The sequence below is a fragment of the Pseudidiomarina taiwanensis genome (assembly GCF_003987435.1).
GTDB lineage: Bacteria > Pseudomonadota > Gammaproteobacteria > Enterobacterales > Alteromonadaceae > Pseudidiomarina > Pseudidiomarina taiwanensis.
In genome coordinates this window covers 324,730-340,768 of record NZ_PIQG01000001.1, presented here as the reverse complement: position 1 = coordinate 340,768, position 16,039 = coordinate 324,730, and the positions used below count along the sequence as shown (strand labels likewise).

General features: G+C 50.7%; 13 protein-coding genes and 1 tRNA gene. 7 read left to right on the top strand and 7 right to left on the bottom strand.

Annotated elements, in window-relative coordinates:
* Nucleotides 1–2 precede the first annotated feature (2 nt).
* The 4 genes from CWI83_RS01595 (at nt 3) to CWI83_RS01580 (ending at nt 3,817) form a co-directional block, all read left to right on the top strand.
* The gene (locus CWI83_RS01595; RefSeq protein ID WP_126824796.1) at nt 3–848 is read left to right on the top strand and encodes an AAA family ATPase; all 846 of its coding nucleotides are present in this window, start codon (nt 3–5) and stop codon (nt 846–848) included.
* Entirely contained in the window at nt 848–2,050 is a 1,203-nt protein-coding gene (locus tag CWI83_RS01590; protein WP_126824792.1) for a vWA domain-containing protein, read from the top strand. The genes CWI83_RS01595 and CWI83_RS01590 overlap by 1 nt, the downstream gene beginning before the upstream one ends.
* A gap of 23 nt (nt 2,051–2,073) precedes the next feature.
* Nucleotides 2,074–3,615, top strand: a complete 1,542-nt coding sequence (locus CWI83_RS01585; RefSeq protein WP_126824790.1) for an AbgT family transporter — start codon at nt 2,074–2,076, stop codon at nt 3,613–3,615.
* A gap of 125 nt (nt 3,616–3,740) precedes the next feature.
* Nucleotides 3,741–3,817 (top strand) — tRNA-Val (locus tag CWI83_RS01580).
* 371 nt (nt 3,818–4,188) lie between these two features.
* Here the strand turns inward: CWI83_RS01580 and CWI83_RS01575 are convergent.
* From CWI83_RS01575 to zwf, 7 genes are read right to left on the bottom strand one after another with little or no spacing between them, the layout of a single operon-like run.
* Nucleotides 4,189–4,632 carry a nucleoside deaminase gene (locus CWI83_RS01575; RefSeq protein WP_126824787.1) on the bottom strand — a complete coding sequence of 148 codons (444 nt, stop codon included), beginning with the start codon at nt 4,630–4,632 and terminating at the stop codon, nt 4,189–4,191.
* A 9-nt stretch (nt 4,633–4,641) separates the two neighbouring features.
* A complete protein-coding gene (locus CWI83_RS01570) occupies nt 4,642–5,460 on the bottom strand; it encodes an SDR family NAD(P)-dependent oxidoreductase (RefSeq protein WP_126824784.1) in 819 nt (272 codons plus the stop codon).
* A 21-nt stretch (nt 5,461–5,481) separates the two neighbouring features.
* Nucleotides 5,482–6,123, bottom strand: coding sequence for a bifunctional 4-hydroxy-2-oxoglutarate aldolase/2-dehydro-3-deoxy-phosphogluconate aldolase (locus CWI83_RS01565; RefSeq protein ID WP_126824781.1), 642 nt, complete (start codon nt 6,121–6,123; stop codon nt 5,482–5,484).
* Nucleotides 6,120–7,139: a glucokinase gene (locus CWI83_RS01560; protein ID WP_126824779.1), complete on the bottom strand. Its 1,020-nt coding sequence runs from the start codon at nt 7,137–7,139 to the stop codon at nt 6,120–6,122. Before CWI83_RS01560 ends, CWI83_RS01565 begins: the two co-directional genes overlap by 4 nt.
* Nucleotides 7,139–8,959: a phosphogluconate dehydratase gene (gene edd, locus CWI83_RS01555; RefSeq protein WP_126824776.1), complete on the bottom strand. Its 1,821-nt coding sequence runs from the start codon at nt 8,957–8,959 to the stop codon at nt 7,139–7,141. Before edd ends, CWI83_RS01560 begins: the two co-directional genes overlap by 1 nt.
* A gap of 14 nt (nt 8,960–8,973) precedes the next feature.
* Nucleotides 8,974–9,663 carry a 6-phosphogluconolactonase gene (pgl, locus tag CWI83_RS01550; protein WP_126824773.1) on the bottom strand — a complete coding sequence of 230 codons (690 nt, stop codon included), beginning with the start codon at nt 9,661–9,663 and terminating at the stop codon, nt 8,974–8,976.
* Nucleotides 9,660–11,132 (bottom strand): glucose-6-phosphate dehydrogenase, encoded by a 1,473-nt coding sequence (gene zwf, locus CWI83_RS01545; RefSeq protein WP_126824770.1) that lies wholly within the window; start codon nt 11,130–11,132, stop codon nt 9,660–9,662. The genes pgl and zwf overlap by 4 nt, the downstream gene beginning before the upstream one ends.
* A gap of 113 nt (nt 11,133–11,245) precedes the next feature.
* Between zwf and hexR the strand changes: the two genes are divergently transcribed.
* From hexR to CWI83_RS01530, 3 genes are all read left to right on the top strand, one after another.
* Nucleotides 11,246–12,106: a transcriptional regulator HexR gene (gene hexR / locus CWI83_RS01540; protein WP_126824767.1), complete on the top strand. Its 861-nt coding sequence runs from the start codon at nt 11,246–11,248 to the stop codon at nt 12,104–12,106.
* Nucleotides 12,107–12,204: 98 nt separating this feature from the next.
* Nucleotides 12,205–13,266 (top strand): type I glyceraldehyde-3-phosphate dehydrogenase, encoded by a 1,062-nt coding sequence (gene gap / locus CWI83_RS01535; protein WP_126824764.1) that lies wholly within the window; start codon nt 12,205–12,207, stop codon nt 13,264–13,266.
* A gap of 134 nt (nt 13,267–13,400) precedes the next feature.
* The gene (locus CWI83_RS01530; protein ID WP_126824761.1) at nt 13,401–16,031 is read left to right on the top strand and encodes a glycoside hydrolase family 16 protein; all 2,631 of its coding nucleotides are present in this window, start codon (nt 13,401–13,403) and stop codon (nt 16,029–16,031) included.
* The last annotated feature ends 8 nt before the right edge of the window (nt 16,032–16,039 follow it).

Sequence of the window (16,039 nt, the reverse complement as noted above, 5' to 3'; positions counted from 1 at the left end):
TAATGCAATTTGCCAGTACCGACAGCTACATCGTCTCGGAGCAGCTCGCGCTCGCCGTTAACGCCGCTATTACGCTTGAAAAGCCATTACTGCTTAAAGGTGAACCCGGCACCGGTAAAACACGACTCGCCGAAGAGCTTGCGAAAGGCTTAAACGCCCCGCTGGTGCGCTGGCAAATTAAATCCACCACCAAAGCCCAGCAAGGCTTGTATGAATACGATGCGGTGTCGCGCCTGCGGGATAGCCAATTGGGCAGCGATAAAGTCCATGACATCAGTAACTACATTAAACCGGGCAAGCTATGGCAGGCATTTACCGCCGAGCAGCGCCCGGTGCTGTTGATTGACGAAATCGACAAAGCCGACATCGAATTCCCCAATGACTTGCTGCACGAACTGGACCAAATGGAGTTTCATGTTTACGAAACCGGCGAGCAAATCAAAGCCGAGCAGCGCCCGATCGTCATCATTACCTCGAATAACGAAAAAGAGCTGCCCGATGCATTTTTGCGCCGCTGTTTCTTCCATTACATCCAGTTCCCCGATGCCGACACCCTAAAAGACATCGTGCATGTGCATTACCCGGATATTCAAAAGCAGCTGCTGAGCACCGCGTTGGAAGTTTTCTTTGATTTGCGCAGCACGCCAAATTTAAAGAAAAAGCCATCCACATCAGAGCTGATTGATTGGCTGAAGCTACTCCTGGCTGAGCAAGTACCGGCCAAACAACTGGCAGAGCAACATGACAAAGGTGGCTTAATGCCCTTGTTTGGTGCCTTGCTGAAAAATGAGCAAGACGTCGAGCTAGTCGAGAAGCTCGCCTTTATGGCGCGTCGGCGAGAGCGCTAATGCTCGTTGAGTTTTTCTTGTGCCTGCGTCGCTATGGCGTGCCCTGCTCACTGACCGAGTTGCTGGACCTGAACCAAGCGCTCAGTCAGCAGCTGGTGTTTGCCGATGTCGAGCAGTTCTATACCCTAGCACGCATGGTGATGGTGAAAAATGAAAGCCATTACGACCGCTTCGATCGTGCTTTTGCCGAATATTTTGAAGGGGTCGAACAAGTCGATATCGCCCAAGAAATCCCCACCGATTGGCTCGAGCGCTCATTACAGCGGGAATTATCCGATGAAGATAAAGCCAAACTAAAAAGCCTCGGTGGCTTGGATGAACTCCTTAAGACCTTCCGCGAGCGCTTAAAAGAGCAACAAGAACGCCATGCCGGCGGTAACAAATGGATTGGCACCGGCGGCACCTCGCCGTTTGGTGCGTATGGTTATAACCCTGAGGGGATCCGCATAGGCCAAGACGGCAGCAATGCTCGCCGCGCGGTGAAAGTATGGGATAAACGCGAGTTTAAAGATCTCGACACTGATCAAGAGCTCAATAACCGCACCATGCAACTGGCCCTGCGCAAATTGCGTAAGTTTGCCCGCAGTGGCGCGCCCGAAGAACTCGATTTAGATGAAACCATCCGTGCCACCTCGCAAAAAGCTGGGTTACTGGACTTAAAATGGCAAGCCGAGCGCCATAACGCCGTCAAAGTATTGCTGCTGTTTGATGTGGGCGGCTCGATGGATGACCATATTTTTACCTGCCAGCAGCTATTCGCCGCCGCCCGCAGCGAATTTAAGCATCTGGAGTTCTATTACTTTCACAACTGCGTCTATGAATCAGTATGGAAGCATAACGAGCGCCGCTATACCGAAAAAATCCCCACTTTGGATTTGATTCACAAATACAGCAGCGACTACAAACTGATTTTTGTCGGTGATGCCACCATGGGCCCGTACGAGATCGCCTACCCCGGCGGCAGCGTCGAGCACTGGAACGAAGAACCCGGCGCAGTATGGATGCAGCGCTTATTGCAGCACTTTCAGCACGCCGTGTGGCTCAACCCACAACCGCAGCAACATTGGCGCTGGCATGCCTCGATTCAAATGATGCAAGAATTAATGCAAGGCCGCATGCAACCGCTCACCATCGACGGCATCACCGCCGCGATTGACTTGCTTATGCGGGCAAAACAACCGAATATACCCCCTCAAAATTAGAACAAGACGTAGGACTTTAAACCATGGAAGCAAACTCGAATAGCGGTGGATTCATCGGCTTTGTAGAGCGCGTGGGACGCAAAATCCCTGATCCTGTCATTATCTTTATGTATTTCTTGGTCGGTGCACTAGTACTGACTTGGGCCATCGGCGGCTTGCAATTTGAAACCCAAGGTGCAGCCGGTGCCGTGACCTATGAAATCAAAAGCATGTTGGACCGCGAAAACGTGGTGTGGCTATTCGATAACGCGCTGCTGAAAAACTGGCTCGGCTTCGGCGGCGGCGTGCTTGGGGTGATTTTAATCGTGATGCTCGGGGTCGGCATTGCCGAAAACTCAGGGCTCTTTAGCGCGGTGATTAAAAAAGTTGGACGCGGCTTACCGATTAAATGGCTACCGCTGTTATTAGTGTTTATCGGGATCATGAGCTCGATTGCCACCGATGCCGGTTACCTTATTTTGATTCCGCTTGCCGGCTTACTCTACGCAGGCTTAGGGAAAAACCCGTTAATCGGGATGGCGGCGGCATTTGCCGGGGTTTCAGCAGGCTTTAGCGCCAACTTAATCCCTGCCACGCCGATTGATGTGATTATCGGTGTCAACGCTCAGGTGTTTGCCGAAGCGCAAGGCGTGCCCTTTACCGATGGTACCGGTGCCGCGCTGACTCCTGCAACCATGCACTATTACTTTATTTTGGTCTCGACCTTTATTTTGGCCACCGTGGGCGCCTGGGTCACCCTGAAATACGTCGCACCACGGCTTGAGAATAAACCTTTCACACTGCCAGAAGAGCTACAAATCTCAGACTTTGATGTCACCCCTGCTGAGAAAAAAGGCTTACGCTGGGCCGGTATTGGCTTGGTGTTGTCGCTGTTGGCCATTTGGGGCTTAGCACAAGGCCCGCTAGCCGCCTTTACCAATGCCGACGGCCAAGAAGTCGTGCCTTATTTAAATAACGTGATTCTACTGATTACCTTTGTCTTTGCCGCAGTGGGCGTGTTTTATGGCGTGGCAGCAGGCACTTTTAAATCGCTACAAGACGTGGTCAAAGCCATGGTCAAGCAGATGGACACCATGGGCTATATCTTGGTGCTGACCTTCTTCTGTTATAACTTCTTGGGCATTTTAAGCTACAGCGGCTTGGGTGCGTATATCACCTATTTAGGCGCAAACTTGCTAATTAGCTTGGGCTTACAAGAGTTCCCTATTTTGCTGTTGATTGGCTTTATCTTGGTGACCGGCTTGATTAACTTGTTTGTCGGCGGCTTAACCTCGAAGTGGATGCTACTTGGCCCGATCTTTATCCCGATGCTGTATATGGTCAACCAAGAGATGACCCCAGATATCGTCTCAGCAGCGTTCCGCGTGGCCGACTCTGCCACCAACATCATCACCCCAATGATGAGCTACGCCGGGATTATTTTGGCCTTTATGCGCAAATATAACGCGCAACTGACCTTTGGCGAGATGATCGCCATGATGGTGCCCTACTCACTCGCGTTCTTAGTGGTATGGACCGCCTTGTTGGTCAGCTTCTTCGTATTCAATATTCCGTTAGGATTCTAAGACAAGCGTGCGACTGCTCAAGAAACGGGCAGTCGCGCTATTTTTACGGAAAAATGGTTGCAGGCAGATGGCGAAATGACTAATATAAGCGCCGTTCGCCAATGGCGACAGCATTCCTAAAAAGTGCGTCCGTAGCTCAGCTGGTTAGAGCACCACCTTGACATGGTGGGGGTCGGTAGTTCGAATCTACTCGGACGCACCAATTTTTTTAATTTCTACTGCATATATTTTTTTCAATCTCGATACTCTGAAAGGTCTTCGAAATAATTCAGATATTGTGTAAATACCCCATTTTAATGGAAATCTCATCGATGTCATGGTCCTATTCTTGGGGGAGAGGTCAAAGCGGCGTTAGCAGCGCTTTTGAAATTTCAATGATTTGTTCCAAGCACATAACCAAAACTCACATTTTTCTAGCTTACCGAAACGGAAAAGTCCGACCCAAGGCCTAGCCAGCACGGTAACACACCAAACATTAAAATAATGTAACAAAACCTAAAACATCCCCATTCGAGATGCAAGCAATAACTATTAGGTTTATCAGTACGGTAGGTTAAGAAATGGGGTTGCCAATCAAACCCCAATATCCTCATTCCAAAGCTCAGGATTTTCATCAATAAATTGGCGCATCATGGCGATGCAGTCGGGGTCGTTGAGGACGACGACGTCGATTCCGGCGTCGCGTAGGCGCTGTTCAGCGCCCATAAAGGTTTGGTTTTCACCGACGACGACGCGCGGGATCCCATACAGTTCGATGGCTCCCGAGCACATGCAGCATGGCGATAAGGTGGTATACAGGGTGGCCTGTTGATAGACGCTGGCGGGCTGGCGTCCGGCGTTTTCAAACGCGTCCATTTCGCCATGCAAGATGGGGCTGCCACTTTGCACCCGGCGGTTGTGGCCGCGCCCGATAATTTTACCGTCGTGGACGATCACCGAACCAATCGGGATCCCTCCTTCGGCTCTGCCCTGCTTGGCTTCGGCAATCGCTGCTTGTAAAAACTCATGGTCCGTCATCTGTTGCTCCTAGTCGTCATGTTTAGGCGACGCGGCACTGCCGGCTAAAATGCCCCCATCAATGGTCAGCTCGGCTCCGGTAATGTATTTGGATTCATCCGAGCCGAAGTAAACCGCGGCATAGGCGACATCATTGGGCTCGCCCATATGGCCAAGGGGAATCCCTGCACTGACGGCGGAGATAGCTTGGTCGTGTTGCTCTTTAGGCCCCAGCATCGCCTCCCACATTGGCGTTAAAATCGCGCCGGGATGAATTGAATTGCAACGAATCGGGTAGCCGTGCTGAGCGCAATATAAGGCAACGGTCTTGCTGTGGTTACGAATCGCCGCTTTACTGGCTGCATACGCCGCCGCACCTGGAATACCGACCATGCCGGAGCGTGAGGACATATTCACGATACTCGCTGCTTTCGAGTTCTTTAAAAGCGGTAGCATGTGCTTGCAGCCCCACGCCGTTCCATCAATGTTCACCCCCATCACTTTATGCCAGTTCTCGGGGCTCACATGCTCTGGGTCATGTGGGTCGATATTTTCACCAAAGGCATCGGAAAAACCAGTAATCCCAGCGTTATTGACCAAAATATCAATATGCTCAAACTCAGCTTGGATGCTCTGGCTAAATTGCGCCCAAGCATCATGGTCACTGACATCAAACGAGTAACAAATCACCCGATCGCCATGTTCATCAAACTGCTGTTGCAGCAGCTCATCGTTTAAATCTACCGCAATGACATGAGCGCCTTCGGCCACGTATAAATCGACAATGGCTTTACCGATACCTTGTGCGGCACCTGTGACAACAGCAATTTTATTAGCTAAACGGCCCATGATGGATCCTTCAAACGCGCTTTATGATGTTTTGAGTATAGCGGTTTCGTGGGCTAATGCAGTGATTTCTTTCCAATTTTTATTTTCGATATGCTGCCTTAGTGCAAGCCAAGAGCCGCCCACACATAGCACGTTTGGTAGTGCCAAATAATCACTCACATTCTGCATGCTGATGCCGCCTGTTGGGCAAAAGCGAATATTCGGGAACGGTCCGTGGAAGGCTTTCAGTGCAGCGGCGCCACCTGAGGCTTCGGCTGGGAAGAACTTAAACACGGATAAACCATGTTCACAACCAAGCATTAATTCTGAAATGGTTGCTACCCCCGGAATCAAGGGCACGTCATAGTTTTTGGCCGCTACCAATAAGCTCTCGGTCAACCCTGGACTAATCACAAATTGCGAGCCGGCTTCAATCACGGCTTTAAGCTCTGTGGTATTGGTCACTGTCCCTGCCCCGACAATGGCTTCGGGCACACTCGCGCGAATGGTTTTAATCGCATCAAGAGCACACTCGCTGCGCAAGGTCACTTCAAGCACGGTGGCGCCACCGGCCACTAAGGCTTGTGCTAGCGGCACGGCATCGTCGAGGTTCTCAATCACTAACACTGGGATCACGGATGCTTGGCTTAACACTTCAGCCGCACTGTAGATATGCTCGCTCATGCTTTGCCCCGTTTTTTCTCAAGTTTTTGTTTTAAATACTGGCCGACACCACGCAAACCTGGGTGCTCGGCTTTGATCACATAACAGGGAATCGCTTCAGCGATATCACAAAAACGGCCTTTGTGTTCAAAGCGGGTGCGAAACTCGGAGTGCGCCATCAGTGGCAGTAGCTTAGGTACGATGCCTCCAGCGATATACACGCCCCCACGGGTGTTTAAGGTCAGCGCCAGATTACCGGCGAAGCTGCCTAAACTTGCGAAGAATTGGTTTACGGTTTCAAGTGCAAGGGTGTCATGACCATTAAGAGCCAGCTTACCAATGGTTGCGGCATTTAATGGGCGAGCTTCACGGCCATGATAGTTGGCGATGGCTAAATAAAGCCCTTCAAGGCCCGGGCCTGAAAGCAATCGCTCGGCGGATACACGGCCATAGCGTGAGGCGAAAAACCGGTGAATTGCCCACTCTTTTTCGGTGGTTGGCGCCCAATCGGCATGCCCACCTTCACCTGGCAGAGGCATGACTTCGTCCTTACTGATGCGGATCAAATGGCCTACTCCAAGCCCGGTACCCGCACCAACGACCGCGACGGGGGCTTTCGGTTGGGCCGCGCCGCCACCGATTTGAATCTTCTCATCGTCTTTTAAGGTCACCACGCTCATGGCTGCGGCGGCAAAATCGTTAAGTACGATAAAGTTTTTCAAGCCAAGGGCTTTGCGCACGCCCCGAATCGAGAACTTCCAATGGTGATTGGTCATTTGAATCGAATCGGATTCAACGGGGCAAGCAATCGCAATCGCCACGTGCTCAAGCGGTACATCCTGGCTCTCGCGATAGGCCACCATGACATCGGTTAAGGTTGGATAATCGGCACAGGCAAACACTTCGATACGGTCGATCTCAAAGGTGGTCAGGTTAATGCGGCAAAAACGCGCATTGGTCCCGCCGATATCAGCAACGACCGCATGTTCGTCGTCGTGTAAATCAGCATGCAAGTTGATTTCGTTATCGTGTACCATTACTGGTTGTCCTCAAATAGGCCGCATGCACCCTCTTCTGCGCTGGTAAGTTGGTTGCGGAATAAACCAAACAATTCGCGCCCCATTGCCACATGATGTTGGCTGACATTGAGCACGTTGATGTCGCGCGCGGCGAGTTCCTCATCACTGACATAGAGTGTCAATTCATTCGTATTCAGGTCAAGTACCACCCGATCGCCATCGCGAATTTTGCCAATTACGCCACCAGCAACGGCTTCTGGGCTCACGTGAATCGCCGCAGGCACACTGCCCGATGCGCCAGACATGCGGCCATCGGTGACCAAGGCGACTTTGTAGCCTTCTTTTTGCAGCACGCTTAAGCTTGGCGTCAGTTTATGCAGCTCTGGCATGCCAATGGCTTTGGGGCCTTGGCCCGCAACCACCACCACGCAATCACGGTTTAATTCGCCAGCTTTAAAGGCCTCTTGCATGGCTTCTTGGCTATGGAATACCCGCGCTGGCGCATCAATCACATCAATACCCGCTGGAATCGATGAGGTTTTGATGACCGCTCGGCCGACGTTGCCGTTGATGACTTGTAAGCCACCTTGTGCTGCAAAAGGTTCGTTTGCACTGCGCAACACATCTGGATTTAAACTCTCGCTGGTGCCTTCGCGCCAAGTTAATTTGCCATCTTCTAATACCGGCTGTTTGGTATAACGCTCGAGGCCAAAGCCCATAACCGTGTCCACGTCCTTGTGAACCAAACCTGCTTCGATCAGGGTGCGGATCAAAAAGGCCATGCCCCCTGCGCGTTGGAAATGGTTAATGTCGGCTTCGCCGTTCGGGTAAATACGGGTTAACAAAGGCGTCACAGACGAAAGCTCAGCAAAGTCATCCCAATTGATGATATACCCAGCTGAGCGTGCGACTGCGACTAAATGCATGGTGTGATTGGTCGACCCACCCGTTGCCAACAGGCCGACCAGGCCGTTGACGATGCTCTTGGCGTTAACGATCTTGTGCATCGGGGTGTATTCGGTGCCGAGATCGGTGATCTGTGTCACCCGCTGCGCAGCTGCTTTAGTAAGCGCACGACGTAACTCTGAATCTGGGTTCACAAACGAAGCACCGGCTAAGTGTAAGCCCATCATTTCAACCACAAGTTGGTTTGAGTTGGCAGTGCCATAAAAGGTACAAGTCCCGGCGCTGTGATACGACGCGGCTTCGGCTTCAAGTAGCTCTTCGCGGCCGACTTTGCCTTGCGCAAACAGCTCACGCACGCGGGCTTTTTCTTTATTTGAAATCCCTGATGGCATCGGCCCTGCGGGGACAAACACCACCGGCAAATGACCAAAGCGTAGCGCCGCAATCAGCATGCCCGGCACGATTTTATCGCAAATACCCAAGAACAAAGCACCGTCGAACATGTTGTGCGAGAGCGACACCGCCGTCGCCATCGCAATCACATCACGGCTCATTAAGCTTAAATCCATTCCGGGCTGGCCTTGAGTGACGCCGTCACACATGGCTGGCACGCCCCCCGCGACTTGCGCTACGCTGCCCACTTCTTTCACCGCAGCTTTAATTTGATCTGGGTAGTCGTGATACGGCTGATGCGCTGAGAGCATATCGTTGTAGGAATTTACGATGCCGATATTGGCTTCAAGTAAATTGCGCAACGAGGCTTTATCTTGCTTACCACAGGCGGCGAAGCCATGGGCTAAGTTACCGCACGACAGTGCGCTGCGATGCGGGCCTTTGCGGCGGGCGGCTTCCATCTGTTCAAGATACGCGGCGCGTAATTCGGCGCTGCGTGCTTCGATGCGTTGGGTTACTTTTTCAATGACTGGGTGCATGCTTATCCCCCCTTTTAAGCCGCGTAAATTGACGCGACCGGCACTTGCTGCTGGCGCGCAAAATAACCAATGGGCGCTTGCTCTGGGTCGGTTGCTTCGAGCGCTTGTTGCAGCACTTTAAACTTCGCTTCGCCGTTAAAATGAATGTAAATCTGACGGCTATCGAGTAAACGTTTGGGTGTGAGGGTTAAGCGGGCATGCGGCGCAGTGCTTGGCTGCAGCGCAACAATATCGGCGTGGCTACTAAAGACATCATGAATACTGTCACTGCATGGAAACAGCGATGCGGTATGCGCATCTTGCCCCATTCCCAAAATCACCACATCAAAGGTTGGCAAGCCATGCAAGCGCTGCTGGGCGAGCTGCTCCGCATCCTTGAGCGAGGCGTAATCATGCACCAGCTCAACTAACTTCGCGGCAGCGGCGAAGTCTTTTAAGAGTTCTTCTTTAACTAAGCGGGCATTGCTCGCGGTTGAACCGGGCTCGACCCAGCGATCATCTGCCAGCACCACCGTCACTGCCGACCAATCAATGGCATGAGTACGCAGTTCGCGGAATAGAGGCAACGGTGTGCTGCCGCCTGACACCACTAAATAGGCCGCGCCACGCTCGGCAATCGCCGCAGTCAATTGCTTGCAGATCTGCTCGGCAAAGGTGTGCACTAAGGTTTTCTCGTTCTCAAATTTTTGTAAGCTTAAGCTCATAGTTCGTCGTCCCAGGTTCGTCCATCTTGGGCTATTAAAGAAATCGCAGCAGTGGGTCCCCACGACCCTGCTTTATAGGGTTTTGGCGCTTCGTTGGTAAGTTCCCACGCGGCAATAATTGAATCGATCCACTGCCAGGCATGCTCCACCTCGTTGCGGTGCACGAACAGCGATTGGTTGCCTTCCATGACTTCGAGTAGCAAACGCTCGTACGCATCGGCAATGCGGTTATTGCTAAAGGTTTCATCAAAACTCAAATCCAGCGTGGTGGTATTCAGGCGCATGGTTTTACCAAGCCCTGGCACCTTGTTCAGCATCTGGATCTCGACGCCTTCATCAGGCTGTAAGCGAATCACTAACTTGTTCGCAGGCAAATCAGGCAGGCTTTCGCGGAAAATATTGTGCGGCTGGGCACGGAATACAATCACAATTTCGGTGCGTTTTTCTGGCATCCGTTTGCCGGTTCGTAAGTAAAACGGTACTCCGGCCCAGCGCCAGTTATCGATATGCGCTTTAATCGCGACAAAGGTTTCAGTGCGACTGTTATCGCGCGCGCCCTCTTCGTTCAAATAGCCCGGCACTTTTTTCTCACCGACAAAGCCATCGCTGTATTGCCCTCGCACGGTTTCGGTTTGCACGTTACTGGCGGTAATGGGTCGCAGCGATTTCAATACTTTGAGTTTTTCTTCACGAATGTTTTCGGCATCAAGGCGACTCGGTGGCTCCATCGCAATCAGCGACAGCACTTGCAGCAAATGGTTTTGCACCATATCGCGCAACTGTCCGGCATCATCGTAATAGCTCCAACGTCCTTCAACGCCCACCTGCTCGGCAGCGGTGATTTGAATATGGTCAATTGACGTGTGATCCCAGTTCGACGAGAAAATTGCATTGGCAAAACGCAGCGCTAACAAGTTAAGGACGGTTTCTTTCCCTAAGTAATGGTCGATGCGGTAAACCTGTGACTCATCGAAATGATGGGCAATGTGCTTGTTAATTTGTCGCGATGATTCAAGGTCATGCCCGAGCGGCTTTTCTAACACCACGCGCGCTGGCTGTGCGGTTAAGTCGACACTGGCAAGGCCATCGCAGATCACCGGGAATAACTTCGGAGGTGTGGCGAAATAAAACACGGGTGTGCGCTTTTTATTATCCACCACTTGAGTCAGCGTTCGATACGCTTCGATATCGGCGAGATCAAGCAAACAATAGTGTAATTTGCCGAGTAGCCGTTGCATGGTGTCGTTGCAATACTCGCTGCTATCGACATATTTGCGAATGGTTTGCTCGACGTTTTCCTTGAAGCTCTCAAGCTCCATTGCCTCACGCGCAACTCCAATTATTTGGGTATCGCTGGCCAGTAGACCGGTGCGTTCGAGCTGATAAATGGCGGGAAGAAGCTTGCGCTGGGCCAAATCGCCCAAAACCCCGAATAAAACAAAATCACAAGACTGTGTGGTGGTGGTCATATAAACCTCAAAGATTATGTAATTTTACTACATATTTGCTATGATGCTACCAACGAACTCGATCAAAATCCAATATTTGTAGTAAAATTACAAATAAAAATAAAAGGCCGATTATGAATATTCTTGATCATGTTAGCGCAACACTCGCTGAACTGAGTAAGTCTGAACGCAAGGTTGCGGAAGTTATCCTACGTGAACCTGAGACCACCATTCATCGCAGTATCGCAGTTATGGCCAAGCTTGCGGATGTCAGCGAGCCGACCGTAAACCGCTTTTGCCGACGCCTTGGCAGTAAAGGTTTTCCTGATTTTAAACTGCAACTAGCACAGGCACTGGTCGCTGGTACCCCTTATTTAAACCGCCATGTGCAACAAAACGATACGGTAGCGGAATACACCGACAAGATATTTGAATCGACCCAAGCAGCGCTTGAGTTAGCGCGCAACAAAGTCAACCTCGAGGTTGTTGAAGCCGCGGTGGCGAAAATCGTTAGCGCCCATAAAATTCTATTTCTCGGGCTGGGTGCATCCGCATCTGTAGCACACGATGCCCACAACAAGTTTCTACGATTTGATGTACCGGTGCTGTTTTCAGACGACATCTTGACCCAAAAAATGATGGTGATGAACTGTACTCGCGCCGACTTAATTATCTGTGTTAGCCACACCGGCCGTACCAAAGCCATCTGTGAGATCGCTGACCTTGCTCGCGAGACAGGCGCAACGGTGCTTGGCTTAACCGCAGATCAAAGCCCCCTCGCCCAACACTGTGATTTGGTGCTGGCCACCCATGTACCGGAAGATACCGACGTGTATATGCCGATGGTCTCGCGGATTGCTCAGCTGGTATTAATCGATGCCTTGATTACTGGCTTTACCCTGCAACGCGGGCCGGCGTTCCAAGCCAAATTGCGGGATATCAAAGAGTCGTTGGTGGGCTCTCGATTTGATGCGAAACAACAAAATAGTAATTAAATTACACTAAAACACTTGATAACCCCACAATTCCTGTTATTTTTCTAGCATAAGTGTAATTTTACTACACTAAAGAGAAACGTATTTGAGGAGTTGTTATGTCCATTCGAGTTGCTATCAATGGTTTTGGCCGCATCGGTAAAAACGTGTTGCGGGCTTTATATCAGCGCGAGCTTAACCAAAGCATCGAAGTTGTCGCCATTAATGATCTTGGCCAGTGTGAAGCCCACGCTCATTTATTTAAATATGATTCAACTCACGGCACTTTTGCTGGCGAGGTCAGCGCTGAGGCAGATTGTTTAACCATTAATCGTGATTCAATTGCCTGGATCTCACAGCGCGATCCAAGCCAACTGCCGTGGCGCGAGCTTGAAATTGATGTGGTGTTTGAATGTAGCGGTCTGTTTACCAGCCGCACTACGGCTAGAGCTCATCTTGACGCAGGGGCCAAGCGTGTGGTGATTTCGGCGCCGGGTAAAGATGTAGATGCGACGATTGTTTATGGTGTAAACCACGAGCAGCTAACTGCCGACATGAGCATTATCTCCAATGCCTCGTGCACTACCAACTGTCTCGCTCCGATTGTTAAGGTTTTAAATCAGGCGAACCCAATTGAACACGGCCTGATGACCACGATTCATGCCTTTACCAATGATCAGAACCTGGTTGATGGCTATCATAGCGACTTGCATCGTGCTCGCTCAGCAACAGGTTCAATGATTCCAACCAAAACCGGAGCTGCCGCTGCTGTTGGCCTAGTGATTCCAGAGCTTGCCGGACGCCTTGATGGTTTGGCAGTGCGAGTACCAACGCAAAACGTGTCTCTGGTCGATTTAACGGTCACCCTTGCCAACCCCACCAGTGTCGCCGAGGTAAACCAATTACTGAGCGATGCCAGCACACAAGCACAATGGCAAGGAGTTCTCAGCACCAACAGCCTGCCGTTAGTGTCGATTGACTTTAATCACAATAGCCATTCCAGCATTGTCGACCTCCGTCAAACGCGCGTGCAAGGCAATCTCATCAAACTCATGGCTTGGTACGACAACGAATGGGCCTTTAGCCACCGCATGCTTGATACCACGCTGGCTTGGTTTGCGAAAATCAACGCAAGTTCAGAAAAACAATCTTCATTAAATCAACAACGTAATGTCGCATAAGGCGGAAATTTAAGCGTTGATAATTGACGCTTATAAATTCTTGCACTATGTTATGAAAGCGCTTACATTCAACCATTATGCTTTAGTAAAAAGCGTACATAACGGAATGCGGGAACAACATCAGGAACGCACCTATGACTAAAAATATAACAACAAAAGCTCTCACAGCCTCGCTTATAGCCCTTGGCTTAAGCGCCTGTGGCGGTGGCGGCGATGTCAAAACCAACTCTGACTTCACCTCCATCGATACCACCCAGCCAGTAACCGATTGGCAACTGGTTTGGAGCGATGAATTTAGTGGTACCTCACTTGATTCACGTAAGTGGAACATCGAGGTCAACTGTTTAGGCGGTGGCAACCAAGAGCAACAATGTTACACCGATAGCGGTGATAACCTTGTGGTCTCGAATGACACCCTGAAAATTATCGCACTACCTGCAGAAGAAGGTGCTGAAAAGCCCTACACCTCTGCGCGCATCAACAGCAAAATGAAAGGCGACTTTAAATATGGTCGCATTGAAGTTCGCGCCAAGATGCCAGAGGGTCAAGGAACTTGGCCTGCAGTGTGGATGATGCCAACAGATGAAGTCTATGGCGGTTGGCCGAAATCAGGTGAAATCGATATTGTCGAAGCAGTGAACCTTAAAACTGTAGACGGTGAAGGCAATGTCGAATCAAAAGTTTACGGTACCCTCCACTACGGCCGTGATGCGCCGAATAACTCTTCTTCAGGCAAAGCCTACACCCTTCCAGGTGACGCCAATCCAGCCGACGGATTCCATACTTACACCATTGAATGGCAAGAAGGCGAGTTCCGTTGGTATGTTGATGGCTACCTGTATCAAACTCAAATGCAATCAACTGTTCGCCAAAACAGCAAAGGTGAAGTGATTGGTCTGCGCCACCGTGGTTGGTTTGCAGAGTACTTTGATGCGCAAACCGGTGAGCTTGAAGTTAAATATGGTCCTGAGCCATTTGATGAGCGTTTTCACTTGATTATGAACCTTGCAGTCGGTGGTTCATGGCCTGAAAACGTGAATAACCTAGGGATTGACGCGGATGCCTTTGTAAACGGTCAAACCTTTGAAATTGATTACGTGCGGGTGTACGAGTGTGCGGCCAACCCGAATACCGGCCGTGGCTGTGAAACCATTCGAGCCGGGTACAAAGATGAAGAAACCTTGGTCATCGGTGAAGCTCCGATCCCATCGCCTCCATCAACCGGTATCCCGCAAGATCTGACGATTTTCGCTGGTACCCCAAATCCAAACTGGCCAGCATGGGATTGCTGTGGTGGTTCAACTCCTGCGTTAGTTGACGATGTCGAAAAAGGTCAGGTGTATCAATTCAGTGTTGGGGCCACTCCAACGGTTAATGGCTTTATTTCACGTGAAGTCTTTATCACGGATCCAAATGGAACCCCTTCTCCATTTGATGCTTCACCAATTCTTGAAACAGGTTCGGTTAGCTTTGATATGAAAGTGGTTTCGGCCCCTATCAATCCTGATTCAACTTGGTTATTCAAAATTGAAAGCAACGAAGGCTCAACCTTTGCTGAGTTGCCGTTAGCCTCGAGTAATGAGGGTGTTTCACCCGTAGTTGGTGAATGGCAGACTTATACTTTCCCACTGCAAGTTCTCTCTGACGCAGGGCTTGATGTGTCAGGCATTGACGTGGTGATGATCTTCCCTGCTTGGGGCACCGGTGAAGGTGCTGAGTACCAAGTCACGAACGTTGAAATCTCATCACCTGCAGTTGAGCTGGTACTATTTGGTGATGCGAGCAACCCAGATTGGCCAATGTGGGACTGCTGTGGCGGTACCACCCCTGCCGAAGTTGTCGATGAAGAGCGTGGCACTGTGGCTGAGTTCTCAATCGGTGCAACCCCAACTGTTATGGGCTTCCGTCCGCCAGAAGGCAGCGGAATTCAATTTGATGCCTCAAGCATCGCGGTTGATGGCGTGGTTCAGTTCGACATGAAAGTCGTTTCTGCACCAGCGAACCCTGATGCAGTCTGGAAGTTCAAGATTGAATCTGATGGTGCCACAACTGCTGTTGAAGTTGACTTAGCTACCGGTAACGGAGATCAAGCTCCGGTCACGGGCGAGTGGCAAACCTATACCTTTAGCTTGCAAAGCTTGGTTGACCTTGGCCTTGATCCATCTGCCATTGATGTGGTGATGATCTTCCCTGCTTGGGGAACCGGTGAAGGTGCGGTTTATCGCGTCGATGAAGCACGGATTTATGATCCAAGCGCCGGTGCGAGCGATCTGACCATCTTCCAAAATGTTGTTAACAGCGATTGGAGCTTATGGGATTGCTGTGCAGGTTCGACTCCAAGTATCGTCGATGCGGGCGCACCTTATGGCTCTGTTGCGCAATTCGAAATTTTGGGCTGGCCAGAAACCGTATTGGGCTTCTTAGCGAACGAAGGCGTATCGTTTGATGCCACTCCGTTACTTGCTAACGGTGCGGTGAGCTTCGATATGCGCGTTGTTAATGCGCCAACGAACCCTGATGCGCAGTGGCTATTTAAAATCGAATCGACAGGTGCTGCGACAGCAGTCGAACTGCCGCTAGCAAGTGGCAACTTTGGCACCGCTCCAGTAACGGGTGAATGGGCCCGCTATACCTTCTCGTTACAAGATCTGTTCGATGCCGGACTCGATATCAGTGATATTAATGTCATCATGGTGTTCCCAACTTGGGGCACGGGTGGTGGTTCGGTATATCAAATTGATAACGTAACCATTTCGAACTTCTAAGCAGTACG